28 protein-coding genes are annotated in these 25,912 nt (G+C 39.1%); 26 read left to right on the top strand and 2 right to left on the bottom strand.

What is annotated here, in order from left to right; genetic code table 11:
• Positions 1-4 precede the first annotated feature (4 nt).
• From IGI87_RS12640 to IGI87_RS12595, 10 genes are all read left to right on the top strand, one after another.
• Positions 5-841 (top strand): PTS mannose/fructose/sorbose/N-acetylgalactosamine transporter subunit IIC, encoded by an 837-nt coding sequence (locus IGI87_RS12640; RefSeq protein WP_002354902.1) that lies wholly within the window; start codon positions 5-7, stop codon positions 839-841.
• A gap of 20 nt (positions 842-861) precedes the next feature.
• Entirely contained in the window at positions 862-1,734 is an 873-nt protein-coding gene (locus tag IGI87_RS12635; RefSeq protein WP_002354903.1) for a PTS system mannose/fructose/sorbose family transporter subunit IID, read from the top strand.
• Positions 1,735-1,755: 21 nt separating this feature from the next.
• A complete protein-coding gene (locus tag IGI87_RS12630; protein WP_024797226.1) occupies positions 1,756-2,262 on the top strand; it encodes a PTS system mannose/fructose/N-acetylgalactosamine-transporter subunit IIB in 507 nt (168 codons plus the stop codon).
• 77 nt (positions 2,263-2,339) lie between these two features.
• The gene (locus IGI87_RS12625; RefSeq protein ID WP_002381074.1) at positions 2,340-2,792 is read left to right on the top strand and encodes a PTS sugar transporter subunit IIA; all 453 of its coding nucleotides are present in this window, start codon (positions 2,340-2,342) and stop codon (positions 2,790-2,792) included.
• A 23-nt stretch (positions 2,793-2,815) separates the two neighbouring features.
• Positions 2,816-3,889 carry a mannonate dehydratase gene (uxuA, locus tag IGI87_RS12620; protein ID WP_438737259.1) on the top strand — a complete coding sequence of 358 codons (1,074 nt, stop codon included), beginning with the start codon at positions 2,816-2,818 and terminating at the stop codon, positions 3,887-3,889.
• A gap of 4 nt (positions 3,890-3,893) precedes the next feature.
• Positions 3,894-4,547 carry a bifunctional 4-hydroxy-2-oxoglutarate aldolase/2-dehydro-3-deoxy-phosphogluconate aldolase gene (locus IGI87_RS12615; RefSeq protein WP_104854422.1) on the top strand — a complete coding sequence of 218 codons (654 nt, stop codon included), beginning with the start codon at positions 3,894-3,896 and terminating at the stop codon, positions 4,545-4,547.
• Positions 4,548-4,711: 164 nt separating this feature from the next.
• Positions 4,712-5,182 carry an ASCH domain-containing protein gene (locus tag IGI87_RS12610; protein WP_113794664.1) on the top strand — a complete coding sequence of 157 codons (471 nt, stop codon included), beginning with the start codon at positions 4,712-4,714 and terminating at the stop codon, positions 5,180-5,182.
• A 176-nt stretch (positions 5,183-5,358) separates the two neighbouring features.
• Positions 5,359-5,577: a YdbC family protein gene (locus IGI87_RS12605; RefSeq protein ID WP_002381076.1), complete on the top strand. Its 219-nt coding sequence runs from the start codon at positions 5,359-5,361 to the stop codon at positions 5,575-5,577.
• A gap of 16 nt (positions 5,578-5,593) precedes the next feature.
• Positions 5,594-6,478: a YicC/YloC family endoribonuclease gene (locus IGI87_RS12600; protein WP_438737257.1), complete on the top strand. Its 885-nt coding sequence runs from the start codon at positions 5,594-5,596 to the stop codon at positions 6,476-6,478.
• A gap of 55 nt (positions 6,479-6,533) precedes the next feature.
• Complete coding sequence (locus tag IGI87_RS12595; protein WP_002383233.1) at positions 6,534-6,839, top strand: hypothetical protein; 306 nt, start codon at positions 6,534-6,536, stop codon at positions 6,837-6,839.
• Positions 6,840-6,884: 45 nt separating this feature from the next.
• Here the strand turns inward: IGI87_RS12595 and IGI87_RS12590 are convergent, their stop codons facing one another.
• Complete coding sequence (locus IGI87_RS12590; protein ID WP_113794662.1) at positions 6,885-8,366, bottom strand: DUF1958 domain-containing protein; 1,482 nt, start codon at positions 8,364-8,366, stop codon at positions 6,885-6,887.
• Between the two features lie 222 nt (positions 8,367-8,588).
• On the opposite strand from IGI87_RS12590, the gene gmk reads away from it, so the two are divergent.
• The 11 genes from gmk (at position 8,589) to IGI87_RS12535 (ending at position 20,301) form a co-directional block, all read left to right on the top strand.
• Entirely contained in the window at positions 8,589-9,203 is a 615-nt protein-coding gene (gene gmk / locus IGI87_RS12585) for a guanylate kinase (protein WP_002354915.1), read from the top strand.
• Positions 9,204-9,207: 4 nt separating this feature from the next.
• Positions 9,208-9,510: a DNA-directed RNA polymerase subunit omega gene (gene rpoZ / locus IGI87_RS12580; protein WP_002354916.1), complete on the top strand. Its 303-nt coding sequence runs from the start codon at positions 9,208-9,210 to the stop codon at positions 9,508-9,510.
• A 154-nt stretch (positions 9,511-9,664) separates the two neighbouring features.
• Positions 9,665-12,097, top strand: coding sequence for a primosomal protein N' (gene priA / locus IGI87_RS12575; protein WP_438737254.1), 2,433 nt, complete (start codon positions 9,665-9,667; stop codon positions 12,095-12,097).
• 26 nt (positions 12,098-12,123) lie between these two features.
• Positions 12,124-12,618, top strand: coding sequence for a peptide deformylase (def, locus tag IGI87_RS12570; RefSeq protein ID WP_002371656.1), 495 nt, complete (start codon positions 12,124-12,126; stop codon positions 12,616-12,618).
• Positions 12,611-13,552, top strand: a complete 942-nt coding sequence (gene fmt / locus IGI87_RS12565; protein WP_104854426.1) for a methionyl-tRNA formyltransferase — start codon at positions 12,611-12,613, stop codon at positions 13,550-13,552. Before def ends, fmt begins: the two co-directional genes overlap by 8 nt.
• 5 nt (positions 13,553-13,557) lie before the next feature.
• Complete coding sequence (gene rsmB, locus IGI87_RS12560; protein ID WP_002354921.1) at positions 13,558-14,937, top strand: 16S rRNA (cytosine(967)-C(5))-methyltransferase RsmB; 1,380 nt, start codon at positions 13,558-13,560, stop codon at positions 14,935-14,937.
• Position 14,938: 1 nt separating this feature from the next.
• Positions 14,939-15,688, top strand: a complete 750-nt coding sequence (locus IGI87_RS12555) for a Stp1/IreP family PP2C-type Ser/Thr phosphatase (RefSeq protein ID WP_113794659.1) — start codon at positions 14,939-14,941, stop codon at positions 15,686-15,688.
• The gene (gene ireK / locus IGI87_RS12550) at positions 15,685-17,841 is read left to right on the top strand and encodes a serine/threonine protein kinase IreK (RefSeq protein WP_438737251.1); all 2,157 of its coding nucleotides are present in this window, start codon (positions 15,685-15,687) and stop codon (positions 17,839-17,841) included. Before IGI87_RS12555 ends, ireK begins: the two co-directional genes overlap by 4 nt.
• A 248-nt stretch (positions 17,842-18,089) precedes the next feature.
• Complete coding sequence (gene rsgA / locus IGI87_RS12545) at positions 18,090-18,983, top strand: ribosome small subunit-dependent GTPase A (RefSeq protein WP_242365894.1); 894 nt, start codon at positions 18,090-18,092, stop codon at positions 18,981-18,983.
• Between the two features lie 23 nt (positions 18,984-19,006).
• Positions 19,007-19,660 (top strand): ribulose-phosphate 3-epimerase, encoded by a 654-nt coding sequence (gene rpe / locus IGI87_RS12540; protein ID WP_002354925.1) that lies wholly within the window; start codon positions 19,007-19,009, stop codon positions 19,658-19,660.
• Entirely contained in the window at positions 19,657-20,301 is a 645-nt protein-coding gene (locus tag IGI87_RS12535) for a thiamine diphosphokinase (protein WP_242365895.1), read from the top strand. The genes rpe and IGI87_RS12535 overlap by 4 nt, the downstream gene beginning before the upstream one ends.
• Positions 20,302-20,403: 102 nt before the next feature.
• Here the strand turns inward: IGI87_RS12535 and rpmB are convergent, their stop codons facing one another.
• Complete coding sequence (rpmB, locus tag IGI87_RS12530) at positions 20,404-20,592, bottom strand: 50S ribosomal protein L28 (protein ID WP_002354928.1); 189 nt, start codon at positions 20,590-20,592, stop codon at positions 20,404-20,406.
• Positions 20,593-20,876: 284 nt separating this feature from the next.
• Here rpmB and IGI87_RS12525 point away from each other — a divergent pair, with 284 nt between their 5' ends.
• From IGI87_RS12525 to IGI87_RS12505, 5 genes are all read left to right on the top strand, one after another.
• Positions 20,877-21,767 (top strand): ABC transporter ATP-binding protein, encoded by an 891-nt coding sequence (locus IGI87_RS12525; protein WP_242365896.1) that lies wholly within the window; start codon positions 20,877-20,879, stop codon positions 21,765-21,767.
• Positions 21,760-23,001 carry an ABC transporter permease gene (locus IGI87_RS12520; RefSeq protein ID WP_438737247.1) on the top strand — a complete coding sequence of 414 codons (1,242 nt, stop codon included), beginning with the start codon at positions 21,760-21,762 and terminating at the stop codon, positions 22,999-23,001. The genes IGI87_RS12525 and IGI87_RS12520 overlap by 8 nt, the downstream gene beginning before the upstream one ends.
• Positions 23,002-23,228: 227 nt before the next feature.
• Positions 23,229-24,557 carry a sensor histidine kinase gene (locus IGI87_RS12515; RefSeq protein ID WP_438737245.1) on the top strand — a complete coding sequence of 443 codons (1,329 nt, stop codon included), beginning with the start codon at positions 23,229-23,231 and terminating at the stop codon, positions 24,555-24,557.
• 1 nt (position 24,558) lies between these two features.
• Positions 24,559-25,278, top strand: coding sequence for a LytR/AlgR family response regulator transcription factor (locus IGI87_RS12510; RefSeq protein WP_242365899.1), 720 nt, complete (start codon positions 24,559-24,561; stop codon positions 25,276-25,278).
• A gap of 211 nt (positions 25,279-25,489) precedes the next feature.
• The gene (locus IGI87_RS12505) at positions 25,490-25,852 is read left to right on the top strand and encodes an Asp23/Gls24 family envelope stress response protein (RefSeq protein WP_002354933.1); all 363 of its coding nucleotides are present in this window, start codon (positions 25,490-25,492) and stop codon (positions 25,850-25,852) included.
• Positions 25,853-25,912: the final 60 nt, after the last annotated feature.

Here is a 25,912-nt window from a genome sequence, read left to right as displayed (position 1 = left end):
AACTATGGAAACGTTAAGTGTTTTACAAAGTTTGATAATGGCGCTTTGGGTGGCAGCAATTATGTCCAGATGGCTCGGAGGAGGAGCAACGTTAACGTTGCGTTTCTCGCCCTTAATGACAGGGTTAGTAGCAGGTTTAGTGATGGGTGATGTCCCGAAAGCGATGATTGTCACCGCAGCATTACAAATGATTTACATGGGTGTTTTTTCACCAGGTGGTTCTATGCCAGCAGAACCATCAATTGCGGCAGCGATTGCTGTACCAGTTGCGTTGCTAGGGAATTTGAAACCAGAAGCGGCTATCGCCGTAGCGGTTCCTGTCGGTCTTTTAGGAAGTTATTTATATCAATTCCGTTTCTTTATTAACACGTTTTTAGGGAAGTATACCGATCGTGCGGTAGCTGAACTAAATTCTAAAAAAATTGCCCGCTCAATTATCTGGTATCCAACGATTGCCTCATTTATTTTATTCGTTCCATTAGTCTTTTTTGCTCTTTATTTAGGGGCACCAGTCATTGCCGATATTATTAAAGCATTAGAAGGAACCGTTGTGATTCACGTGTTAGAAGTAGTCGGTGGTGGTTTAGCCGCAATTGGGATTGCGACAACGGTCTATGTCATTGGTCGAAAAGATTTCTTGGTTTTCTTTTTCCTTGCATACTTCATGAGTATTGTCTTTAAGTCATTGGAAATTACCATGGTAACATATGCCATCTTTGGCGTAATTATTGCGTTAATTTTTGTGCAAGTTCAAAAAGGAAAACCTGTAGCAGAAAGTGCTGGTTCCGCGAGTGCCACCACTGATTTTGATGATGATGACGATTACGATGACGGGTTTTAAAAGAAAAAGGAGGAACTGAAATGACGGAAACAACAGAAAAAGTCGTGCCGAAAACAACGAATTTAGCACCAGAAGAAATTACCAATAAAGATGTTACAAAAGCCTATCTCCGTTGGCATTTTGCCAATGAAATTCCCCATTCCTTTGAACGTTACTTGGCGCCTTCGTTATTGTACGCAATGATGCCACTTTTAAAGAAATTATATAAAGACGATGAACAATTAAAAGCCGCTTATATGCGTCAACTGCTGTTTTTCAATACGCAATTAAGTTGGGGTGGCGGGGTCATTACTGGGTTGATGGCTTCCATGGAACAAGAGCGGGCCAAAGAAGAACATGAAGGCCGCGAAATCATGATGCAAGATGATTTAATGTATAACACCAAAGCTGGATTGATGGGCGCGTTAGCTGGGATTGGTGATGCGATTGACTCAGGCACGGTTCAATATATTTTTATTGCGATTGCGGTGCCGTGGGCGCAACAAGGTAGCGCATTAGGTGCGATTTTCCCCTTTGTGGCGTTTGCTCTTTATCAAGTACTGTTAGGTGTCTTCTTTGCGAGACAATCCTTCAAAATGGGGCGGAATGCCACAGGCTTAATGCAAAGTGCTGGCATTCAAAAAGCCATTGAAATGTTATCTGTTTTAGGGTTGTTCATGATGGGGATTTTAGCTGGTAATTATGTCAAAGTTTCTTCAACCCTTCAATTTAAACTTTCTGGCCGTGAGTTTGTGGTCCAAGATATTCTTGATCAGATTGTCCCAGGACTCTTACCGCTAGCTGTCGTAATGGGCGTGTATTGGTTCTATACGAAAAAAGGCTTGAAAGTTACGCAAGCATTATTGTGGTTAACAGGTATTTTAATTGTCTTAGCAACAGTCGGTATTTTATAAAAAGAAAAGGACGTGAATCAGATGGGCGTAGTAAATTTAGCAAGAGTAGATGAACGATTAATTCATGGACAAGTGATGGTGACCTTGTCCCAAAAAAGTGGCGTTAATTCCATTTTCGTTGTCGATGAAGTGGTGGCAAAGGATAAATTTATGCGTGATTTATACAAAAGTGCAGGCAGTCGGACAGGACAAAAAACCATTGTCATTACGCCGGAAAAAGCTAAATTTTATTGGGATGAATACCAATTCAAAGAGTACAACTGTATTTTAATCGCTAAAACCGTCGCTGTGATTTATGACTTAGTAAAACACGGAGTTCCTATGAAGGAGTTAAACATCGGCGGCATTGCACAGAAGAATCCAGAAAAAGATTTATTAGTAACCAAATCTGTTTATTTAAATAAAGAAGATGCCGAAAAATTAAAAGAACTACATGAGGTGTACGGCGTAGAAGATATTTATTTCCAAGCAACGCCTTCTGCACCAAAAACTAGTTTAAAAGAGGTTTTAGGCAAATTTAATTTATAAAAAAGGCCAGTCGCTTGAGTCATTGCATGACTGTTTGAAGTAATGACTCAAGCCACTGAATTGAAGGAGGAACTTTTATGTTAGGGATTGTGATTGCTACACATGGTGCACTAAGTGACGGTGCGAAAGACGCAGCTACCGTGATTATGGGCACAACCGAAAATATCGAAACCGTTAATCTAAATAGTGGAGACGATGTCCAAGCACTAGGTGGACAAATTAAAACAGCGATTGAAAATGTCCAACAAGGGGATGGCGTGTTGGTCATGGTTGACTTATTAAGTGCGAGTCCTTACAATCAGGCAGTTTTGGTGATTAACGAACTCGAACCAGCACTACAAAAGAAAATCTTTGTGGTGAGTGGCACCAACTTACCAATGGTCTTAGAAGCGATAAACCATCAATTATTGGGCACGCCGATTGCTGAAGCGGCGCAAGCGATTGTTGCGCAAGGCAAAGAAAGTGTGCAAGCATGGGATATTTCTATGACTTCATTTGAGGATGAAGAGGATGAGGACGATGATTTTTAAGAATGTAGTAAAGGGTGAAAGCAATGAAATGGGGATTTAGATGGTACGGAGCGGCAGGCGATGCCATTCCGTTAAAACACATTCGACAGATTCCAGGAATTACTGGCGTTGTCGGTACCTTGTTAAATAAACTACCAGGCGATGTTTGGACAGTAGCCGAAATTCAGGCACTTAAACAATCGGTAGAACAAGAAGGATTGGCACTTTTAGGAATTGAAAGTGTCGCTATTCACGATGCCATTAAAGCGGGGACGGATCAACGAGACCACTATATTGATAGTTACCGCCAAACGTTGCGTAACTTGGGGAAATGCGGAATTTCCTTAGTGTGCTACAGTTTCAAGCCTATTTTTGGTTGGGCTAAAACGGACTTGGCGTATGAAAATGAAGATGGCAGCTTATCGTTGTTATTTGATCAAGCTGTGGTAGAGAACATGCAGCCAGAAGACATGTATCAATTAATTCACAGTCAGTCAAAAGGCTTCCGGTTACCAGGTTGGGAAGAGGAGCGTTTGCAACAATTTCAAGAATTGAAAGCCATGTATGCCGGCGTAACGGAAGAAGATTTGGTCGAAAATTTGCGCTACTTTTTAGAACGTGTGATTCCTGTCTGTGAAGAAGAAAATATCAAAATGGGGATTCACCCCGATGATCCGCCTTGGGAAATTTTTGGTTTGCCAAGAATCACCAAAAATTTAGCGGATTTGAAACGGATCCTTTCCTTAGTGGACTCACCAGCAAATGGGATTACATTTTGTACAGGTTCCCTCGGTGCGGACCCGACGAATGATTTGCCTACTATGATTCGTGAAATAGGTCACAGAATTAATTTTGTTCATTTCCGCAATGTGAAGTATTTAGGCAAGCATCGTTTTGAAGAAACGGCGCATCCTAGTGTCGCTGGTTCGTTAGATATGGCGGAATTAATGCAAGCACTGGTAGACGTAGGGTATGAAGGCGTTATTCGCCCTGACCACGGGCGGGCAATTTGGGAGGAAACAGCGATGCCTGGTTATGGTTTATATGATCGAGCAATGGGGTTGACCTATATTCAAGGACTGTACGAAGCAACCAAAGCCAAACAAAATAGGAAGTGACAGAATGGAAACAAAAGTTGAAAAAAATCAACTGTATCAACAATTAGCGACATGTAAACTTTTACCACTATACACTGCAACAGATTTACGCTATTTGCCACAAGTAGAATCAGTCTTAGTAGAAAACGAATTACCGTTTATTGAAGTCACTTTTCGGAGTCAGCTGGCCTTGCCTGCCATCAAACAACTTGCTGCTTCAGGGAATTTAATTGTGGGCGCAGGAACTGTTAGAACCTTGAAAGAAGCCCAAGAGGCAGTAGCGAACGGCGCACAGTTCATTGTTTCACCAGCGATTGTTCCGGAAGTCATTGATTTTTGTCTGGCAAAGGAGGTTCCTATTTTTCCAGGAACAGCTACGCCTGGGGAGATTCAGCGAGCGCTGGCGTATGGCTTACGAGTGGTTAAATTTTTCCCAGCCGATATTTACGGCGGGTTAAAAGCTATCAAAAGTTTAAGCGGCCCGTTTTATGATGTTCAATTTTTACCAACTGGCGGGATTGATGAAACAAACTTTATAGAGTATGTGGAAGCGAAAGAAGTGTTAGCAGTGGGCGGCTCCTTTATTTTATCGGAAAAGATGCTTCAAGAAGATGAAGCTTCAGCACGCCAGCATGTTCAAACTTTACTCACGAAAATCAAAGAACGACAGTCAAAATAAAAAATGGGCTAAGTTTTGTTACTTAGCCCATTTTTTATGGCCAAACGTTACTGACATTATTTTAGTTTTCATTTTGTAAAAATAGTATAGGAGAAAAGCAATCAGTTATGTATAATTAGTGAAAGAAGGTTGCGTGAAGTAAAAATAAAAAGGAGAGCAAAGAAATGTTAAAAAATGTAGAAGTGTTCTGGCAAAACTTTTTAGATAAACATGAATTAGATATGTTGATGCCTGATGTTTGGATGTTTGGTGATGGCTCTTCTGAGATGGGCAATCGTTTGGGTCAATTGGTTGTTTCTGGTCGTAAAACAGCGACATGTTCTTCTTTAGATATTTATAAGATGGAAGAAGAACAACTCCCGCAAGCTGGTCAATACGACATAATTTTAGATGGCCAGTCTCAACCGCTAGCTATTATTCGAACAACCAAAGTTGAAATTATGCCCATGAATAAGGTCTCAGAATCTTTTGCGCAAGCGGAAGGTGAAGGAGATTTGACGTTGGATTATTGGTATGAAGAGCATGCACGGTTCTTTAAAGAAGAATTGGCCCCCTATCAGTTACAATTTTATCCCGACATGCTGTTAGTTTGCCAAAGTTTTGAAGTAGTGGATCTTTATACAGAAAAAGAATAGACAGAGAAGCGGTGACTGACACCATTGAAACGAGCAGTCGCCGCTTTTTTTTACTGATTTTTTGAAAAAGTTGCGTATGTTTATATAGACAGGGTGATAGAAAAGAGATGTGTATTTTAAGTGTCGAGGAAAAGATGGTACAATAACCTAAGGAATACTAACAAGGAGTGAATGTTATGAAAGAAGAATTTTCATATGAAATTTTAGAAGAAGTCGCTGTGTTATCTGAGAATGCTCGTGGCTGGCGTAAAGAATTGAATTTAATTAGTTGGAATGGTCGTCCACCAAAATTTGATTTGCGTGAATGGGCCCCTGATCACGAAAAAATGGGTAAAGGCATCACCTTAACCAACGAAGAATTTGCTGAATTAAGCAAAACAATTAAATCCATGTAAAAGGAGCACCCTGTCAATGAAAAGTATGACTGGATTTGGAAAAAAGACCATTCAAAATGAAAATTATCAATTGGATATCGAAGTCAAAAGTGTCAACCAGCGGTTTTTAGATATTCAGTTGCGTATGCCAAAGGAACTGAATGCCTATGAACTGGCGATTCGGCAAGTAATCAAACGCACGTTAAAACGTGGACGTGTGGAAGTCTATGTAAATCTCCAAAAAATCGGCAACAATCAAAAAGAAGTGCGGGTGCAGTGGGACTTAATTGATCAATTGTTAACATCGGTGGATCAACATTTAAAGAAAAACTATCCGGAAGCAACGTTTGATGCAGGGATTACGGTTAACCATTTATTAAAGCAAAATGATTTTGTCGAAATAGTGGAAGCGGAAATCGTTGATCAGACATTTGAAACATTTCTTGTTCAAGTATTTGAAGCAGCCATTGCTAGTCTTGACCAAAGTCGGGTGCAAGAAGGAACGCAAATTAAACAAGTCCTGTTTGACTATGTAGCAGTGTTGACCCAATCAATTCAAGAGCTACAAGCATTTGTTGACGTTTTTGAACAGGAATACCGTCAGCGCTTTGAAGCGAAATTAAACGAATGGTTAGGGAGCCAAGTGGATGAAACACGTTTATTAACAGAAATGGCCATTTTATTGGAAAAAGGCGATATTCATGAAGAATTGGATCGTTTGGATATCCATATTGATAAATTGCATCAGTTGCTTGATGAAACAGAACCAGTGGGACGAGAACTAGACTTCTTAATTCAAGAAATGAACCGTGAAGTCAATACGATTGGTTCGAAATCAAGTCCAATTGAAATAAAAAATAGTGTCGTTCAAATGAAAACAACCTTAGAAAAGATTCGCGAACAAATTCAAAATGTCGAATAGAGAAAATGGTTTCGTGTTTTTCCAGAAAACGCTATAATATAGAAGTAACGAATAAATGACAGAGGTGAAAGCAATGACTAAATTTTATGATGTAACCTTTCAAGAATTAAGTGGTCGTTCTGTGGTAAAAACAGAAGTCGCTTCAGACAGAGAACCATTTGACGTCTGGCAAGATGCTTGTGCAAGCTATTCTGAAACAGAATTAAATATCCAAATTAACGAAGACACGTTTGTAACCTTAAATCGTCACTTTGTTGTTCGCATTGACGTGAAAGAAGTCGACGGCCCTGTCGACAAACAAGTTCGTCGTCGCGATGAATTGATGAACGTGGTCAATACGCTTTCTAATATGGGCTTATAAAAAATACCACCAAGCATTTCACGCTTGGTGGTATTTTTTTTAAAATTAGAATAAAAGAAACAAGCCAACGGCGCATAGGAAAGAAAGAACTGCGGCACTTAAAAAGATTGTCCGCATGGATGCAGTTTTACTGCTTTCTTTGCCGTGTTTTTTCTGACGTTCTACACGTTTTTGAAGCTGACGGGTAATTACTGAGAAGATCAGCCCGAAAAGGACTAAAACACTTGTGGCAATCGATTTGGGAATAAAATGATTCGGTTCTGCAACGGTGGTATCCCCAGAATGTTCGTTTGATTCTTCCGCAGCTTCAGCTGTTGTTTGTTTTGGCTTAACTTCTTGGTAAGCCACTTTAGGCGCTTGAACAGTACTATTTAACAAGGTCAAGGGCGTGTCGACTTGCACCTGCCCTGCTACTAATTTAAAAGTAGGCTGACTGCCTTTGGGAACGACACCGTATAAATCGTTAGCCAAAGTGACTTTTTTGTGATCAATGGTTTGTGGTCCTTTGTCTAAAAGCTTTTTGCGTTCATACGTTGTATAGGCATAGTCTAGCAAAGCATTCCCAGCCACATGCCGTTCGTATTCACCATCTTGGTTTTGCCAATTACCAACGCCTAAAATGACTTCAATTAAACGGAAATCTCCTTGTTTGACAGTCGCAATATAGTTAAACCCGCCTGTTGGACTAGAGCCTGTTTTTAAACCATCCACGCCTTGGTAGCCATACTTAGCGCCTGGCAAAGAATAATTGTACGCTTCAAAGGTTTCCTCGTAAGGCGTACCAACCATTGTTTTCACCACTGGCTTATTGGTGATTTCTAAAATTTCTGGATAATTTTTCAGAAAATGATAAGTTAGTGAAGCTAAATCTCTAGCTGTAGAGACGTTATCGCCATTTGGGTCAATTCCCTGCATTTGATACAGGCCATTAAAGGCACTTGCTTGCGCTCCACTGCAGTTGTAATAGGTAGTGTTTGTCATCCCTAATTCGGCCGCTTTTTGATTCATTAAATGAACAAATTCAGTAGGCTGGTTCCCTGAAATTAAATTTGCCAACATGAGAGTCGCCACATTAGAAGAGGGGACAGCAATCATTTTTAATAGTTCGCGGACTGGGTAAGCAACACCTAACGTAATTTTGTTATTACTAATGGCATATATTTTAGAAATATCGACATCTTTTTGCGTAGCAGTCACAGTGGTATCCATTGTAAATTTTCCTTGTTCCATTGCTTCAAAGGCCAAGTACATAGTCATCACTTTGGCAATACTGGCAGGATTCCACGCTAAATCTGGTTGTTGCGACCAGAGAATTTCTCCAGAATCGGCATCAACAACGATAGCTGCTTTGGGAATGCCATCCGCTTTCAGGGTCGTCCCCATTTTTTTAGCAATCGCGGTAATATCTTCTTCTGCATGAGTCACAGTAGGTTGGGCGAAAAATGCCCCACAACTGACGACTAAGCCTAGCAGAAACAATGTAAATGGTTTAATTCGTGCGATGTTTCTCAGTCCTTTCTTATTCACGTTTTTTCATCCTAAAGGAGTCATCACTTTATTTTACTTAAAAAATGGCTGTCTGTATAGGAATTCTAGATAATTTGTTTAAAAAAAGAACAAGTTATGAAAGCCAAATTAAAGAAGAAATGTTATTTTTTCAGTGAATCTCTAAGAAAGCCTTGAAAATTGCAGAAAAAAAGTGCAAAATAGAACTAATACTGTGAAATTATGTTTTGAAAGGAAGTCGTTATGTCAGAGCGCGGGTTATTAATCGTATTGTCAGGTCCTTCAGGAGTGGGGAAAGGAACTGTAAGAAAGGCTATTTTCGACAGTGAAGAAAATGATTTTCAATATTCAATCTCAATGACCACTCGGAAACAGCGAGAAGGCGAAGTGGATGGAGTAGATTACTATTTCCGTTCAAGAGAAGAATTTGAAGCGATGATTGAAGCTGGTGAAATGTTGGAATATGCGGAATATGTTGGTAACTATTATGGGACACCATTAACGTATGTTAACCAGACGCTAGATGAAGGCAAAGACGTCTTTTTAGAAATCGAAGTCCAAGGGGCTAAACAAGTCAAAGACAAAGTGCCTGATGGCGTATTTATCTTTTTGACACCCCCCGATTTAGCGGAATTAAAATCAAGAATTATTGGCCGCGGAACAGACGAAATGTCTGTGATTGAAGAACGAATGGCTGTGGCTAGAGAAGAAATCGAAATGATGGCGCTGTATGATTATGCGGTAGTGAATGATGAAGTTCCTTTAGCCGTGCAACGAATTAAAGACATTATCGCGAGTGAGCACTTCCGTGTTGACCGTGTAATTGGAAAATATATTAAAATGTTAGAGGAGATGTAGCCTTATGATGTTAAAACCGTCAATTGACTCATTGTTAAAAGAAGTCCCTTCAAAATATTCTTTGGTTATTTTAGCAAGCAAACGTGCGCATGAATTAGATGAAGGCGTTCAACCAACCGTTGAATCCTTTGATTCTGTAAAAAGTGTAGGTCGTGCGTTAGAAGAAATCGAAGCAGGAACAGTGATCAGTGATCCAAATCCTGAAGAAAAACGCGAACGTCTACGCATTGAACGTGAAGAACGCAAACGCCAACGTGAACAAGAACAAAAAGAATTAGAAAACCGTTTACGTGACGAAAAAAATTAATTGAATGATTGTCAACGAATGGAGAAAGCCGTCTGTCTATTTCAGAGGCTTTCTCTTCGTTTATTCTGAAAGGTGCCAACGAGACACACAAGACAAATCAGTCAATCTTTAGTACAATAGGCAAAGAGAATTTACATAAAAAGGAGGACGCACCATGCAAAAAGTAGCCAAAGTTATTGTGGATGTACCAACGATGCAAACCGATCAACCATTCACTTATTTAGTTCCTGAAAATTTAAATGAGCAATTGGCTGTCGGCATGCGTGTAGAAGTGCCTTTTGGTAACGGTAATCGACATGTACAAGGGTTTGTTTTAGCCATTGAACCAATGGCTGCAACGATTCTTGACGAAACCAACGTTCAGTTGAAAGAACTAGTGGCGGTATTGGACTTAAAACCTGTCTTAAATACAGAAATGTTGGCTTTAGCTGATTATATGAAGGAAAAAACGTTTGCCTTTAAAATCACTTGTTTGCAAACCATGTTGCCTAGCGTAATGCGTGCCGATTACCAAAAATATATTTATTTAACTGATGAGCTTTCTGAAGAATTACAAGATCAGTTATTTTATGGTTTAGAGGAAATTTCGTGGGATCAAGCCCAAGAACGTGGGCTTTTGCCTCAACTAATGGCGTTGCGTAAACAGCAAAAAGTCGATATTCGCTACGAAGTCACGACGAGAAATAAAGTCAAAATGGTCCGCTTTATTCAAGCTGCTAAGGAATTTGAACAATTAGAGGAAATTCGTTTGGGTTTACGCAAGGGAGCTAAGAAGAAGGAGCAACTTCTTTACTATTTACAACGCTTGGGCACTGAAAAAGTCACCGCCGTGAAGGAAATGAAAGAATTAGGTTTCAGTACCGCACTTTTAAATGAAGCGGCCAAAAACGGCTGGTTAACGTTCATTGAAAAAGAAGCGTATCGTGATCCGTTTGCCAATCAGACGTTTGAAAAAACGACTGCGTTATCTTTGAATGCAGAACAACAGGTGGCTGTGGAAACAATCTTACAATCGGTCCAAGAACAGCAAAGTCAAACCTACTTATTGGAAGGTATTACAGGAAGTGGGAAAACAGAAGTTTATCTACAGGTCATTGCAGAAGTTCTTAACCAAGGCAAAACAGCCATTATGCTTGTCCCTGAAATTTCTTTAACTCCGCAAATGGTGCAACGCTTTAAAAGTCGCTTTGGCGAACATGTTGCTGTAATGCACAGTGGCTTATCGCAAGGTGAAAAATACGATGAGTGGCGGAAGATTGAACGAGGAGAAGCGGAAGTGGTGGTTGGCGCGCGTTCTGCCATTTTTGCGCCAATCGAAAACATCGGTGTGATCATTATTGATGAAGAACACGAGGCAAGTTATAAACAAGAAGAAACCCCCCGCTACCACGCGAGAGATTTAGCGATTTGGCGTTCGGAGTACCATCATTGCCCTGTTGTTTTAGGTAGTGCCACGCCGTCCTTGGAATCACGTGCTCGCGCACAAAAAAATGTTTATCAGCGGTTACGATTAACACAGCGTGCCAATCAAGCGGCAACCTTGCCCACGATTGATGTAGTGGATATGCGGCAAGAAGTAGAAAATGGCAATGTCTCTTCTTTTTCCATGTCGTTGCAAGAAAAACTCCAAGAACGTTTAGAGAAAAACGAACAAAGTGTTCTCCTACTTAATCGCCGTGGCTATTCGTCATTTGTGATGTGTCGCGATTGCGGCTATGTGTTACCGTGTCCGAATTGTGATATTTCCTTAACTTTGCATATGGATAGCAAAACAATGAAATGTCATTATTGTGGACATGAAGAACGGATTCCTTATCGCTGTCCCAACTGTGGCCAAGATAAAATTCGCTACTACGGAACAGGCACACAAAAAGTAGAAGAAGAATTACAAACATTATTACCAGACAGTCGTATTCTCCGAATGGATGTTGATACGACCCGTCGCAAAGGTGCGCATGAAAAGATTTTGCGAACGTTTGGTGAAGGACAAGTGGATATCTTATTAGGCACACAAATGATTGCCAAAGGACTGGATTTTCCAAATGTGACGTTAGTCGGTGTGTTAAATGCTGATACTGCCTTGAATTTACCCGATTTTCGTTCCAGTGAACGGACCTTCCAATTATTGACACAGGTCAGCGGCCGAGCTGGTCGCGCTGAAAAACCTGGGGAAGTCATCATTCAATCTTTTAACCCCGAGCATTATGCGATACAATTGGCAAAAGCCCAAGATTATGAAGATTTTTATACAAAAGAAATGTATATTCGTCATCGTGGGGATTATCCGCCGTACTATTTTACGGTCCAAATTACGGCTAGCCATCCTGAAGAAAATGAAGCAGCGAAACAAATGTTTCAAATTGCGACGAAATTAAAACAAGGTTTATCACCGCAAGCCATTTTGTTGGGACCAACGCCCAACGCAATCATGCGTGTCAATAATCGTTACTTTTATCAAGTGATTATCAAGTATAAGCAAGAACCAATGCTTCAACCATTATTGAAAGAAATTTTAACCGATACACAACGAGCAACGGCTCGTGGTTTAAAACTTTCTATTGATGCAGAACCCATGAATTTTATTTAAAAAATACAGCTTTGAAAGGAGCACTTATGCGCTATCCAGTTGTGATTCACCCGAACGAACACTTAAAAATGAAGGCTCAACCTGTGACGATTATTACCGATGAAATTGTGCAGTTACTAGAGGATATGTATGAAACAATGCTGGCCCATGATGGGATTGGCTTAGCAGCCCCGCAAATTGGTAAAAATTTGCAAATGGCAGTGATTGAAATCGATGAAGAATCTGGTCGTTTTGAACTAATTAATCCTGTGATTATTGAAAAAAAAGGAACCAGTATTGATGTGGAAGGCTGTTTAAGTATTCCAGAAACATATGGAACCGTTGAACGAGCAGATGAAGTGACTGTCCGTTATTTTGACCGTGAAGGTGAAGAAATGGAAGTTACGGCTTACGGCTATTTAGCTCGAGCTTTTCAACACGAAATTGATCATTTGAATGGCGAGTTATTTATCGACAAAATGATTGAGAAAATTGCACCAGAAGATTTAGAAGCGTATATGGAGGAACATTTTGATGACTAAAATTGTATTTATGGGCACACCAGCCTTTTCTGTTCCGATTTTAGAAAGTTTAATCGAGGCAGGCTATGACGTTCAAGCGGTTGTCACGCAACCAGATCGACCAGTTGGCCGAAAAAAAGTGATTACCCCAACGCCTGTCAAAGAAGCAGCTTTAAAACATAACTTATTAGTCTTACAACCAGAGAAAATTTCAGGTTCTCCTGAAATGGAAAAAGTGATTGACTTAGCACCAGATGTAATTGTGACAGCAGCCTTTGGACAATTTTTACCAGAGAAAATCTTAAAAGCGCCCAAACTAGGTGCGATTAATGTTCATGCTTCACTTTTACCAAAATATCGTGGCGGCGCACCTGTACATTACGCGATTATTGAAGGAGAAAAAGAAACAGGCGTCACGATTATGGAAATGGTGAAAAAAATGGATGCTGGCGCGATTTTATCGCAACGTGCAATTCCGATTACGAAACAAGATGATGTAGGGACCATGTTTGAAAAATTAAGCGTTCTAGGAAAAGAACTTTTATTAGAAACGTTACCTAGGCTAATTGCTGGCGAAATCACGCCTATTCCACAAGTGGAAGAAGCGGCTACTTTTTCACCAAATATTAGCCGGGAACAAGAACGAATTGACTGGCAAAAAAACGCTGAGGCAATTGACAACCAAGTGCGTGGTATGCGTCCTTGGCCAACAGCATTCACAACCTATCAAGGGACCAACTGGAAAATTTGGGCAGTGACACCACTGACTGAAACAACAACCAGCGCCCCAGGAACGATTATCCAGCGTAGTAAAAAAGCGCTATGGATTGCTTGTGGCGAAGGGACAGTCCTTCAAATTGATCGCCTGCAACCAGCAGGTAAAGGTCAATTAACGATTCAAGAATTTTTAAATGGCGTTGGTCAAAATGTCGCAGAAAAAGATAAGGTGGACTAACAAAAATGGCTGAAAAAATCCCCAAGAAATTAAAACGTTCTGTTCGATACGTGGCTTTAGAGACCATCGAACGTGTGGATAAAGGTGGGGCGTACTCCAATCTTTTACTTAATGAAATGATGACAAAATCAGAACTAAGCGAGAAAGATGGCCGCTTGTTTACAGAACTTGTCTACGGCACAATTAGTCGTAAATTATTGTTGGAATACTACTTAACACCATTTGTCAAGAAACCGCAAAAAGTCGATAATTGGGTGAAAAATTTATTGATTTTATCGTTATATCAATTACTTTATTTAGATAAAGTGCCTGATCATGCAGTCATTAATGAAGCGGTTGAAATTGGCAAACGTCGTGGCAATCCTGGGATTGGTAAATTCGTGAATGGCGTGCTGCGGGCGTTCCAACGAAATGGAGCACCTAGTTTGGCAGCAATTAGTGATCCAGTTGATCGTTTAGCAACGGAAATTAGTATGCCACGTTGGTTAACAGAAAAATTACTTGCCCAATTAGGCGAAGAAGAAACACGGCAGTTGGGTTTGTCATTATTTGAAAAAAGCCATGCGAGTGGCCGAGTAAACACACGGTTTATTTCACGAGAAGAAGCGCTGGAAGAATTACAAGAAACAGGGATTGCCGCGAAGGAAAGTCAACTTTCCCCTTATGGTGTTGTCGCTGAAAAAGGCTACTTAGCTGGCAGTGAACTGTTTATTAACGGTTGTTTAACCATTCAAGATGAAAGCTCTATGCTCGTGGCTCCAGCGATGCAAATTGAACCGCATCATCGTGTCTTGGATGCTTGTGCGGCTCCTGGTGGTAAAACGACCCATATCGCAACTTTTTTAGAGGCTGAAGCAGGTGGTCGTGTGACATCTTTAGATATTCATGCCCACAAAATTAAGCTAATTAATGAAAATGCGCAACGCCTCCATGTGGCGGATGTCGTTCAAGCAGAAAAGCTCGATGCGCGACAAGTGGCCGAAGAATTTCCCGCAGAAACCTTTGATCGGATTTTAGTTGATGCACCATGTTCAGGCTTAGGGCTAATGCGCCGTAAACCAGACATTAAATACCATAAAACGGCCAATGATTTTCAAAATTTACCTAAAATTCAGTTAGAAATCTTAGAAAGTGTTGCCCCAACATTAAAACAATGGGGTATAATGGTCTATAGCACTTGTACTATTACGCCAGAAGAAAATCAGGAAGTGGTGGCAGCCTTTTTAGCCAAACACCCTGAATTTGAAAAAATTGAAATTGTTGCAAATGAAAACGTCCAAGCAGTAGTAAAAGAGCAAGAACTGGTTCTGTATCCCCATCAATACATGACAGATGGCTTCTTTATTTGCTGTATGCGGAAAGTTAGTTCAAATGAGGTGAAATAATTTGGAAATCAACGTTCAATCAGATGTCGGTCGCAAAAGAAATACGAACCAAGATTATGCCAACGTTTTTGAGAACCAACAACACATAACCTTTGCTGTTTTAGCAGATGGCATGGGTGGTCACCAAGCAGGTGATGTCGCTAGCCAAATGGCAGTTAATAATTTAGGTGAGAGTTGGTCCAATGCGTCTGTCGACTCAGCTGAAAAATCTGCACAGTGGTTAATTCAAGCAATTCAAAAGGAAAATGAAAAAATTTATGAACGCGGACAATCGAAACCAGAGTATTTAGGAATGGGGACAACCGTGGTTGGTGCCATCCTTTTACCGGATTCATTTGTCTTAGCAAATGTGGGGGATAGTCGCGCTTATTTAGTTCGTGACCAACACATGTTACAATTAACAGAAGATCATTCTTTAGTGAATGAACTAGTAAAATCAGGGGAGATTACTCGTGAGATGGCTGCAAATCATCCACGAAAAAATGTCCTAACACGTTCTTTGGGAATGCCTGGCACTGTCGAAGTCGATGTAACCAATCATGAGTGGCTGCCTAATGACTATTTACTGTTATGTTCGGACGGTTTAACCAATATGGTTCCTGAGACAAAAATTTTAGAAATTTTAGAGACGTCAGATCCCTTAGAATCCAAATTAAGCCAACTCGTTGCCCAAGCAAATGAAGCGGGTGGTTTAGATAACATTACCGTGTTAGCGATACACTTTGACGAACAGAAGGAGGAAAACCAATGATAGAAATCGGCAAGAAGCTGAACGGTCGATATCACATTATTGGCAGCATCGGAAGCGGCGGCATGGCCAACGTCTATTTAGCACACGATTTAATTTTAGACCGAGACGTTGCAGTAAAAGTCCTGCGCTTTGACTTCCAGAACGATCAAGCCGCCATCCGACGTTTTCAGCGTGAAGCACTAGCCGCAACTGAGCTGGTTCACCCGAATATCGTCAGTGTGTACGATGTAGGCGAAGAAGATGGACTACAATATTTAGTCATGGAATATGTGAAAGGAATGGACTTAAAACGTTACATCCAAACGCATTTTCCAATTCCTTATTCCACAGTTGTGGACATTACGCAACAAATTTTATCTGCTGTCGCAATGGCACATGAACATAGAATTATTCACCGGGATTTAAAACCGCAAAACATTCTGATTGACGAACACGGCACAGTCAAAATTACTGACTTTGGGATTGCGATTGCCTTGTCAGAAACGTCAATTACGCAAACGAACACAATGTTAGGTTCGGTGCATTACTTATCACCAGAACAAGCGCGCGGAAGCATGGCAACCAACCAATCAGATATTTACGCTGTAGGAATTATTCTCTATGAAATGTTAACGGGGAATGTACCTTTTGATGGCGAATCAGCCGTAACGATTGCTTTAAAACATTTTCAAGAAGAAATTCCTTCTGTCAAAATGTTTGATCCAGGGATTCCTCAATCATTGGAAAATGTGGTTCGTCACGCAACCGCAAAAGATCCAAGCGATCGCTACAAAACAGCGAATGAGATGGCAGAAGACTTATATACGTCCTTGTCAGCCAGTCGTTTAAACGAACCTGCGTGGGAACCAACGGCTTTATTAGGAGAAACAAAAGTATTAACACCGATTCCCGAAGACATCGCTGAACCGGAAGAGACAACGCCTGTCGAAGTCCCAGAAGATATCGCGGATGATATTTTAGCTGAACAACCGCCAAAGAAAAACCGCAAAAAAATGTGGATTGGCTTAGCAATTGCGGCATTAATTGCTTTAGCAATAGGTGGCTTAGCCTTTGCAATGTCGGGCGGCAAAGATGTTGAAGTTCCTGATGTTACGGGGAAAACGGAAGTGGCGGCTTCACAAGCGCTGCAAAGTGCCGGGCTGAAAGTCGATAATGAAACCAAAAAAATTCCCGACGATAAGATTGAAGAAGGCAAGGTGGTCAAAACAGACCCCGAAGCAAAATCATCTGTGAAAAAAGGCCGATCTGTTACTTTATACATCAGCTCTGGAACAGAAAAAATAGAGATGGCTGATTATGTAAACGAATCTTATGAGTCTACTGTTGAAGCCTTGAAAAAACTAGGGTTTTCAGAAGACCAAATTACAACGAAAAAAGAATACAGTGATTCTGTGTCTACGGATAACATTATTAAACAAAAACCAGCTGCAGGTGAAAAAGTTGATCCGAAAAAAGACAAAGTCACTTTAACGGTCAGTCAAGGACCAGAAGCGGTTACTTTGCCTAGTTACGCTGGTTATTCTTACACAAATGCAGTAAATGCACTGGCACAATTAGGCATTTCTGAATCTCAAATTACGCGTGTCGACCAAGCAAGCGATACGGTAGAACAAGGTTTAGTCATTACGCAAGACCCCGCACCAGGTGGCACCGTGGCACCTAAGAATGGTCAAGTGACGTTATATGTAAGTAAAGGTAGCGACAAAGTGACTCTTTCTGATTATAGCGGAATTTCTTACGATAATGCGGTAAGTCGCTTAATTGCTTTAGGTATCCCAGAATCTCAAATTAAACGAGTGGACGAAGAAAGCGACAAAGTTGAAAAAGATACCGTGATTAGTCAAGAGCCAGCTTCTGGTACTGCTGTTGATCCGAAAAATGACACGATTACTTTACATGTCAGCAAAGGCAGTGACTCAGTAACTGTTCCTGATATTTCAGGCTATTCGCCAAAAGCTGCAGAAGACAGCATCAATAACGCTGGCCTTAAAATCAATGAACAAGGGTTATCTGGCTCTGGCGATGGCCAAGTCGTTGAACGAACTAGCCCATCCGCTGGCAGCAAAGTCAAAAAAGGCGACTCTGTTACGGTTTATTATTCAAAAGCAAATGATTCAAAAAGCACCACTAGTGAAAGTAGTACGAGTAATTAAGACAAGAGGTTGGGACAGGAGTGTTTAGCTTCAAGAACCAAGTAGGTACTGTTTAACATCTATTTGCTTTTCAAATAGTGTTTCTCAGCAATAAGAAGAAGCTGCTCCTGTCCCACCGTTTATCTTAAGATTTAGGTCTAGGAAGGTAAGTCATTTCGACTTATGTCCTAGGCTCTTTTTAATTAATAGAATCGAGAGGCTCCCTTGATTTCTCTGCCACTATCCTGTATATTCGAAAGTAGTTAGGAGTGGTTTATCTGAAAGGTCAAATCAGAAAAGCGTTAAGCGGTTTTTATTATGTATACGCAGATGGAGAAACATATCAAACAAGAGCGCGAGGGAATTTTCGTAATCGCAAAATTACGCCACTCGTGGGAGATGAAGTGCTTTTTGAGAGCGATAATTTAACAGATGGTTATGTGTTGGAAATTTTACCAAGACGAAATGAATTAGTGCGCCCGCCTGTTGCAAATGTGGATCTAGCCGTGGTTGTTATGAGTATGGTTTCGCCAAATTTTTCGTTTAATTTGTTGGATCGTTTCTTAGTCAGCTTAGAGTATAAAGATATAGAACCAGTTATTTATTTAACGAAAGTTGATCTATTAGATGAGCCTCAACGTCAAGAAGTCACTGAAATTAAACAGATATATGAAGCGTTAGGTTATGCGGTAATCGCTTCGGAAGACGTAGAAGCCACCAAAGAATTAGAACGCTTTTTCCCAGAACGGTTAACAGTTTTTATGGGACAATCAGGCGCTGGAAAATCAACATTGTTGAATCAAATTTCACCAGAATTGCAACTAGCGACTGCGGAAATTTCCCAATCTTTAGGACGGGGCAAACATACGACCCGTCACGTGGAGTTGATTCCGCTATACGATGGTTTGGTCGCTGATACGCCAGGATTTAGTGCCATCGATTTCTTGGAGATGGAAGCGGTGGAATTACCGAAGCAATTTCCTGAATTTGTTGCCGCGGCCTCTCACTGTAAGTTTCGTGAATGTATGCACCACAAAGAACCTGGTTGTGAAGTGAAACGCCAAGTGGAAGCGGGAACCATTGCGACGAGTCGTTACGAAAATTATTTACAGTTTTTAATGGAAATCGAGAATCGACGACCTGTTTATAAGAAAAAATCATAGCAAATATAAAGGGAGCGAGCCAAATGAAACTAGCACCATCCATTTTAAGTGCCGATTTTGCCAATTTAGAAAGAGATATCCGTTTAGTAGAAGAATTAGGAGCAGATTATATTCATGTTGATGTCATGGACGGTCAATTTGTGCCCAACATTACCTTAGGACCGAATATCGTTTCAGCGATTCGTCCAGTGACAAAACTACCATTGGATGTTCATTTGATGATTGTACAACCTGAAAATTATATCAATGCTTTTGCGGAAGCTGGTGCGGATATTATTACCGTCCATCAAGAAGCAACACCCCATATTCATCGTGCCTTACAAATGATTAAAAATGCGGGCGTGAAAGCTGGCGTAACTATTAATCCTGGGACACCACTTTCGATGATCGAAAATGTATTAGACTTAGCAGACCAAGTCTTGGTAATGACTGTCAATCCAGGCTTTGGTGGGCAATCATTTATTGAAAACTCACTAGAAAAAATTGCTCAATTGAAAGAATGGAAAGAAACAAAAGGGTACACCTACGAAATTGAAGTCGATGGCGGGATTGTTCCTGAAACTGCCGCACGTTGTAAAGAAGCCGGTGCGGAAGTGTTTGTTGCAGGCTCCTACATTTATAATGCTGAAAATCCTCAAGAACGAATCGATGCACTGAGAGCAGTGCTAGACAAATGAGTCGTGTCTTACTGGTAGCTGGCGGCAATCCAAGTGATTGGCCAACCATTGAACCAGCTGCGTATGATTATTTCGTAGGTATTGATCGCGGCTGTCTCCATTTATTAGAGGCTGATTTACCGTTACAATTAGGGGTGGGCGATTTTGATTCATTATCACGAGAAGAATACCATTTTGTCCAAGAAACTGCCGAAACACTCATTCAAGCACCTGCTGAAAAAGATGATACAGACACACAATTAGCGCTTCAAGAAGCTTTACAACGATTTCCACAAGCAGAGATGACGATTATCGGTGCGACAGGCGGCAGAATTGACCACCTGTTAGCCAATCTTTGGTTACCCTTTGAACCACGATTTCAAGGCGTACTTCGCCAAATCCGTCTATGCGATCGTCAAAATAGCATCCAGTATTACGCCCCTGGTTCGTATATCGTACCAAAAGAGCCAGATAAAGAATATCTGGCCTACTGCTGTTTGACGCCTGTAGAAAACTTGACGCTACGACGCAGTAAATATTTATTAACCAATCAAGATGTTCCTTATCCAACATCGTATGCAAGTAATGAATTTATCGAAGAAGCCGCTGCTTTTTCCTTCGATGCAGGGATCATTGCGGTTATTCAAAGTAAAGACAAGTAAAAAGAGGTTGGACCTTCATCACTTTGTTGAAGGTCCAACCTCTTTTTTTATGCAATAAAAAAAGCCGAACAACGAACGTCCAGCTTTGCTTATTTAAGTTTATTAAACACGTTCGATTTTACCAGATTTCAAAGCACGAGTTGACACCCAAACTTTTTTAGGTTTACCATCGATTAATACGCGAACTTTTTGTAAGTTAGGTTTCACAGTGCGTTTTGTTGAGTTCATCGCATGTGAACGGTTATTACCACTTGAAGTCTTACGACCAGTGAAGTAACATACTTTTGCCATTTTAAGTTTCCTCCTTTGCCTTGATCTTGGAGCGATAATATTCAGCTCATACTAACTTAATTTATCATATTAGGCACTGATTTGCAAGAAGATTTTTAGTGACTAACAACAAAAGTAGCTTGTCAGGTGATAGTTTTTCATTGTCTAATTTTAAATACTTAAGAAATCCATGCACAAACGTAAGACGATAAAGATGAAAATTTAAGAGTTCAAGAAAAAAATGTAGTGGTCCGTGTTTGATTAATATAATTAAAGTACTTAGATAAATGAAAAAGGAGGAAAATATGAGCTTAGAAATCAAAAAGTTGAAAAAGAAAATGAATGAGCAGGAAATTATTAAAGGAATCAATTTGACTATTCCAGAAGGAGAAATTTATGGCTTCTTAGGCGCAAACGGTGCAGGTAAAACTACTATTTTCCGCCATATTTTAGGCATCTACTCTCCTGATGAAGGGGAAATAACATGGCAGGGACGTAAAGTTGATCGCTTTGATGCTAAAGAAGTCGGTTATCTTCCAGAAGAGCGTGGACTATATCCGAAAAGAACGGTGAGACAACAATTAACTTTCTTTGGGAAGCTCCGTAAAATGAAAAAGAAAGAAATTGAAAAAAGTATCCTCTTTTGGCTGGATTTTTTTAAGATACAAAAGAACGTAGATCGAAAAATTAGTGAATTGTCAAAAGGGAATCAACAAAAGATTCAATTTATTGCGTCGATCATTCATGGACCCAAGCTTGTCATTTTGGATGAACCATTCTCTGGGTTAGACCCGATTAATGCGAATCAACTAAAAGAAGCAATTCTTTTTTTGAAGGAAAATAGTGCTACGATAATTTTCAGCTCTCATCAAATGGCAAACGTAGAAGAAATCTGTGAAAACATTTGTATGATGAAAAAGGGTGAGGTTCTTTTAGAAGGAAATTTAAAAGAAATCAAAGATGAAACGGATAAAAGAAAAGTGAGTGTTCAGGCTGATTTTGACAGAGAAATATTAAAGCTAGATTTTGAAATAGAATCGTATAAAGAAGAAAATGATGTTATTTCTTTTTATGTAAAAGATGAATGTACTGCGAAGAAAATTCAAAAATTTATTTTTCAATCAGAAAATATTCAGCAATTCAGAATTGAGCCAATCTCGTTAAATGATATTTTTCTAGAAAGAGTGGGTGAGTAAAGTGAAAAATATAGTGACGATTGCTTTAGAAACATACAAACAAAAAGTCGTGTCAAAAGTGTTTGTTAGTATACTGTTGGTTTTGATGGTAGGGACATTCTTGGGAATGAATTATGAAGGGATTCTAAAAAAAGAGGAACCAAGTAAAGAAACCATCCTTGTTGTTCCAAATAATCAAGAAACTGTTACTATGCTGAAAGAAGTTGGTAAAGGTACCAATCTGAACTTTGTTGACGGCGGTCAAAAGTTATCAGATGCTGAGAAAGAGCTGAAAGATAGAGCGAGTAAAACCATTTTGAAAATTGAAAAGAGTAGCGCTGGTCTATACGAAGGAAAAATTTATTACGAAGGAGCTCTCCAATATAATGTGTCTGAACAATTACAAAGTCTTGTAACCACTGTAAATCAATCGATTAAATTAAATCAATTAAATATTGATGCGGCGCAACAACAGTTTTTGAATGAAAGCACACGTTTATCCTTAGAATCTTTAGCTGGAAATCAAGATAATTCGGTTCAAACGTTAATACTAGTTTATATTGTTGGTTTTATTCTCTACATTGCAGTTATGCTCTTTTCTACAATGGTTGCCCAAGACATTGCGGTGGAAAAGAGTTCAAGAGTTATGGAAATTTTACTCACAACAATTACACCAGTTCAGCATTTAATTGGTAAAATTGTTGGCATTGGGCTAGTTGGGGTGACGCAGGCAGTAGCAATTTTTGGGGCTGCGTATGCATCTTATGGGATTTTTGGGGATAGTGTAGGGGTATTTAAATTTTTGAACGCAGGCAAAAATAGTCAAGCTCTCCTTTTAGCTATGATTTGTTTTGTTTCAGGTTATTTGATTTACTCAGTTGCTGCGGCTATTTTAGGATCAGTGGTTTCTTCTGTCCAAGAAGTACAACAATTGATGTATATTTTGATTATCCCTCTATTTATTGCAATGTTTATGGTAGTGATTCTTGCAACTGGTTCAGGAAGTAACCAAGCGATTATCATTTCATCGTATGTGCCGTTTCTATCACCGATAGTCATGTATGCACGGTATATGCTGGGTGATGCATCGCTAAGTGCTTTTGCTATAGCAATGGGAATTAATCTAGTTTTTACCATGTTTTTAGCCTTTTTAGGCAAAAGTGTTTATCAAGGAGGCGTATTTATCTATAGTGGGGATAAATTTACAAATGTTTTGAAACAAGCCTTCAAATCTGGCAAATATTATGTTAGATGAGTAAAAAAACTTATCACAACTCTCACGTATAAAACATTTATTTTGATAAATAAAAAAGTAATTAAAATTGTACACTCAGTATAGCAAGTGTACAATTTTTGTTTATAGCGTAATAGTCGGGCACTGAAATCTACTTTTTCTCAGTTTCACTTGTAAAGAAAGCTTGAATTGTTTTTTTATTAGAGTATATACTTTTTTTATTAACTGAAATATAAGGAGGTTTTAATTTGGTGAGGTTTATTTTTATTCTAAGTAATATCACGGCAGTGATTCGAGTGTTTTTTGATTATATAAAGTTAAAAGTAGTAATGATTAATAAAAAAATTACTCTACATGGTATTTTCGGCTTGATGGTTATTGCAATTTTGAATGGCAAAATAATTTCCGCTATAGGAATGTATGGATTTGCTTGGATTTACTTGAGTATAATAATTTTAGGTTATTTTTTTATCTCTAAAAGCCTCATTAAAGTTTTGGGTATAAATTCTTATATAGTCATTATTTCTGCTATAAGTGGTCAACTTGCATCCTTTGTAAAGGAAAAAATATTTGGCACAGAACTAATTTTTTCAAGTAATTTAACTATGTTTTTACATAGTACATTTCGGCTAGCGCTATCAGTAATTCTGACGATATTAATGATAAAGGGGATAAAAAAACTAGAAAAAAAGTTTTCTATTATCAATGAATGTCTTCTGCTGTTTAATTTGATTGGAATCGGCACAATGATTATCTACTATACCAGCCTGATTTTAGGAAAATATCTGGGGAATAACAAGGAAATAATTGTAGTAAATTCAATCTTCCTCACGCTCTATTTAGTTGTTTCATTAATTTCTTTTATTGTGTATCTTAGTTCGCTCAAAAATAAATATGATATTCAACAGAAGGAAAGAGAATATTTAGAAAATCAGAGATATATGGAGGCGATGGAGAAACAATTCAAGGAAATTCGGAAGTTTCGGCATGATTATAAAAATATCCTAAATTCATTAGAAGATTTTATTGTAAATGGAGATTACGAGAGTCTTAATGACTATTATTTTAGTAAAATAAAGAAAGCATCAAAATGCATTGACCAAAATGGGTTCAAGTTAGAAGCGATTGGAAACATTCGAGTAAGAGAAGTTAAAAGTCTCCTTGTGTCTAAGCTGATTTCAACGCAAGAAAAAGGAATGGATGTACAGTTAGAAGTGACTGAACCAATTGAAGAATTAGCCATTGATTCAATTTCTTTAGTTAGAATACTAGGTATTTTTTTAGATAACTCTATAGAAGAAATCGAATTTTTAGGTGAAGGTAAGCTTGTAATCGCTGTATATAAAGATGTCTCTGCTGTACATATTATTATCCAGAATTCATGTAGGAAAAATTTGCCAAAGTTCCATCTACTTAAGCAACGCGGTTTTTCATTAAAAGGCACTGATAGAGGAATAGGGTTGAGTAATGTTCAAGAATTGCTTCGAAATCTAAAAAATGTTCAGTTAGCTACCTCCATCAGTAATGGATGGTTTACTCAAAAATTGACGATTGAAAATAATAGGAGGTGCGAATGAGGTGATTTCTGTTATTATTTGCGAAGATGATTGGCGACAACGACAAATGTTGGAAACCTATGTTAAAAATTACATAATGATGGAAAGTCTTGATATAGAACTGGTTTTTTCAACTGGAAATCCGATAGAAGCACTTGAGTTTGTTAAAAGTCAGCCTAGAATAATTGGGTTATATTTTCTAGATGTTGATTTACAACATGAAATGTCAGGATTAACCTTAGCAGCTAAAATCAGAGACTACGATAATTTAGGTAAAATCGTCTTTGTCACAACACATGGGGAACTTTCGTATCTGACTTTTACGTATAAAGTGGAAGCGCTGGACTATATCATTAAAGACAACAAAGAAAATCTACAGCAGAAAATTTGTGAAAATATTCAATTGGCTCATGAACGTATAACTAGTGAGCGTAGAAATACAAAAAAATTATTTAAATTTAAGGACGGCGATACCATTCGGTCTGTAGATATGGCAACAATCATTTTTTTTGAATCTTCTTCCGTATCGCATAAAATCGTTTTACATTTTGAAAACGGAGAAATTGAATTTTATGGTTCCTTAAAGGAGATTGAAGAACAGTGTAATGATTTTTATCGTTGTCACAAATCATATTTAATCAACCGCAAGCATATAAGTAAAGTTATAAAAAGCGAACGGATTGTCGAAATGAGTAATGGAGAAAGATGTTTAGTATCAGTGAGAGCCATGAAAAACCTCTAAAATCACCAGACAAGATTCAATGAACCAAGTCGAATCTTGTCTTTTTCTGCATTGACAATGTACGACAAACGTTGTAAATTGTACAAATGTTGGTAATTATGAGGAAGGGTCTATAATATCTGACGAACTTCCTTTTAATTAAAGGCTGGATATGATAAAATGTTATGGAAGAAAATAGGGCGAATGTGCTCTTATAAGGAGGCTTTCATCAATGGCTGTAAAAATTCAAACACCCGCAGGTACCATTGAGATTACCAATGATGTGATCGCTACAGTAGTTGGCGGAGCTGCGACAGATATTTACGGAATTGTCGGAATGGCAAGCAAAAATCAAATTAAAGATAACTTAAACGATATTTTACGTCGTGAGAATTACTCACGTGGTGTCGTTGTTCGTCAAGAAGACAACGGAATCGCAGTGGATGTCTACACGATTGTTAGTTATGGTACAAAAATTTCTGAAGTTTCTCGTAACGTCCAAGAAAAAGTAAAATATAATCTTGAAACATTATTAGGTGTCACTGCGAATTCAGTTAACGTTTTTGTTCAAGGAGTTCGTGTATTACCGGATTAGAGGTAGTGTACTGTCAACGATGCAATTGCACAAGGAAATCGTGTGTTGCCGTTAGCGGTA

The organism is Enterococcus sp. DIV1444a (assembly GCF_051712125.1).
GTDB lineage: Bacteria > Bacillota > Bacilli > Lactobacillales > Enterococcaceae > Enterococcus > Enterococcus faecalis.
Note: the sequence above shows the minus strand (reverse complement) of the source record. Positions and strands in the feature narration are given on the sequence as shown.

What these genes read in the sequence shown, in the direction of transcription:
- IGI87_RS12640 (WP_002354902.1), top strand. Translation starts at nt 5, where the DNA reads ATGGAAACGTTAAGTGTTTTACAAAGTTTGATAATGGCGCTTTGGGTG.
- IGI87_RS12635 (WP_002354903.1), top strand. Translation starts at nt 862, where the DNA reads ATGACGGAAACAACAGAAAAAGTCGTGCCGAAAACAACGAATTTAGCA.
- IGI87_RS12630 (WP_024797226.1), top strand. Translation starts at nt 1,756, where the DNA reads ATGGGCGTAGTAAATTTAGCAAGAGTAGATGAACGATTAATTCATGGA.
- IGI87_RS12625 (WP_002381074.1), top strand. Translation starts at nt 2,340, where the DNA reads ATGTTAGGGATTGTGATTGCTACACATGGTGCACTAAGTGACGGTGCG.
- uxuA (WP_438737259.1), top strand. Translation starts at nt 2,816, where the DNA reads ATGAAATGGGGATTTAGATGGTACGGAGCGGCAGGCGATGCCATTCCG.
- IGI87_RS12615 (WP_104854422.1), top strand. Translation starts at nt 3,894, where the DNA reads ATGGAAACAAAAGTTGAAAAAAATCAACTGTATCAACAATTAGCGACA.
- IGI87_RS12610 (WP_113794664.1), top strand. Translation starts at nt 4,712, where the DNA reads ATGTTAAAAAATGTAGAAGTGTTCTGGCAAAACTTTTTAGATAAACAT.
- IGI87_RS12605 (WP_002381076.1), top strand. Translation starts at nt 5,359, where the DNA reads ATGAAAGAAGAATTTTCATATGAAATTTTAGAAGAAGTCGCTGTGTTA.
- IGI87_RS12600 (WP_438737257.1), top strand. Translation starts at nt 5,594, where the DNA reads ATGAAAAGTATGACTGGATTTGGAAAAAAGACCATTCAAAATGAAAAT.
- IGI87_RS12595 (WP_002383233.1), top strand. Translation starts at nt 6,534, where the DNA reads ATGACAGAGGTGAAAGCAATGACTAAATTTTATGATGTAACCTTTCAA.
- gmk (WP_002354915.1), top strand. Translation starts at nt 8,589, where the DNA reads ATGTCAGAGCGCGGGTTATTAATCGTATTGTCAGGTCCTTCAGGAGTG.
- rpoZ (WP_002354916.1), top strand. Translation starts at nt 9,208, where the DNA reads ATGATGTTAAAACCGTCAATTGACTCATTGTTAAAAGAAGTCCCTTCA.
- priA (WP_438737254.1), top strand. Translation starts at nt 9,665, where the DNA reads ATGCAAAAAGTAGCCAAAGTTATTGTGGATGTACCAACGATGCAAACC.
- def (WP_002371656.1), top strand. Translation starts at nt 12,124, where the DNA reads ATGCGCTATCCAGTTGTGATTCACCCGAACGAACACTTAAAAATGAAG.
- fmt (WP_104854426.1), top strand. Translation starts at nt 12,611, where the DNA reads ATGACTAAAATTGTATTTATGGGCACACCAGCCTTTTCTGTTCCGATT.
- rsmB (WP_002354921.1), top strand. Translation starts at nt 13,558, where the DNA reads ATGGCTGAAAAAATCCCCAAGAAATTAAAACGTTCTGTTCGATACGTG.
- ireK (WP_438737251.1), top strand. Translation starts at nt 15,685, where the DNA reads ATGATAGAAATCGGCAAGAAGCTGAACGGTCGATATCACATTATTGGC.
- rpe (WP_002354925.1), top strand. Translation starts at nt 19,007, where the DNA reads ATGAAACTAGCACCATCCATTTTAAGTGCCGATTTTGCCAATTTAGAA.
- IGI87_RS12535 (WP_242365895.1), top strand. Translation starts at nt 19,657, where the DNA reads ATGAGTCGTGTCTTACTGGTAGCTGGCGGCAATCCAAGTGATTGGCCA.
- rpmB (WP_002354928.1), bottom strand. Translation starts at nt 20,592, where the DNA reads ATGGCAAAAGTATGTTACTTCACTGGTCGTAAGACTTCAAGTGGTAAT.
- IGI87_RS12525 (WP_242365896.1), top strand. Translation starts at nt 20,877, where the DNA reads ATGAGCTTAGAAATCAAAAAGTTGAAAAAGAAAATGAATGAGCAGGAA.
- IGI87_RS12505 (WP_002354933.1), top strand. Translation starts at nt 25,490, where the DNA reads ATGGCTGTAAAAATTCAAACACCCGCAGGTACCATTGAGATTACCAAT.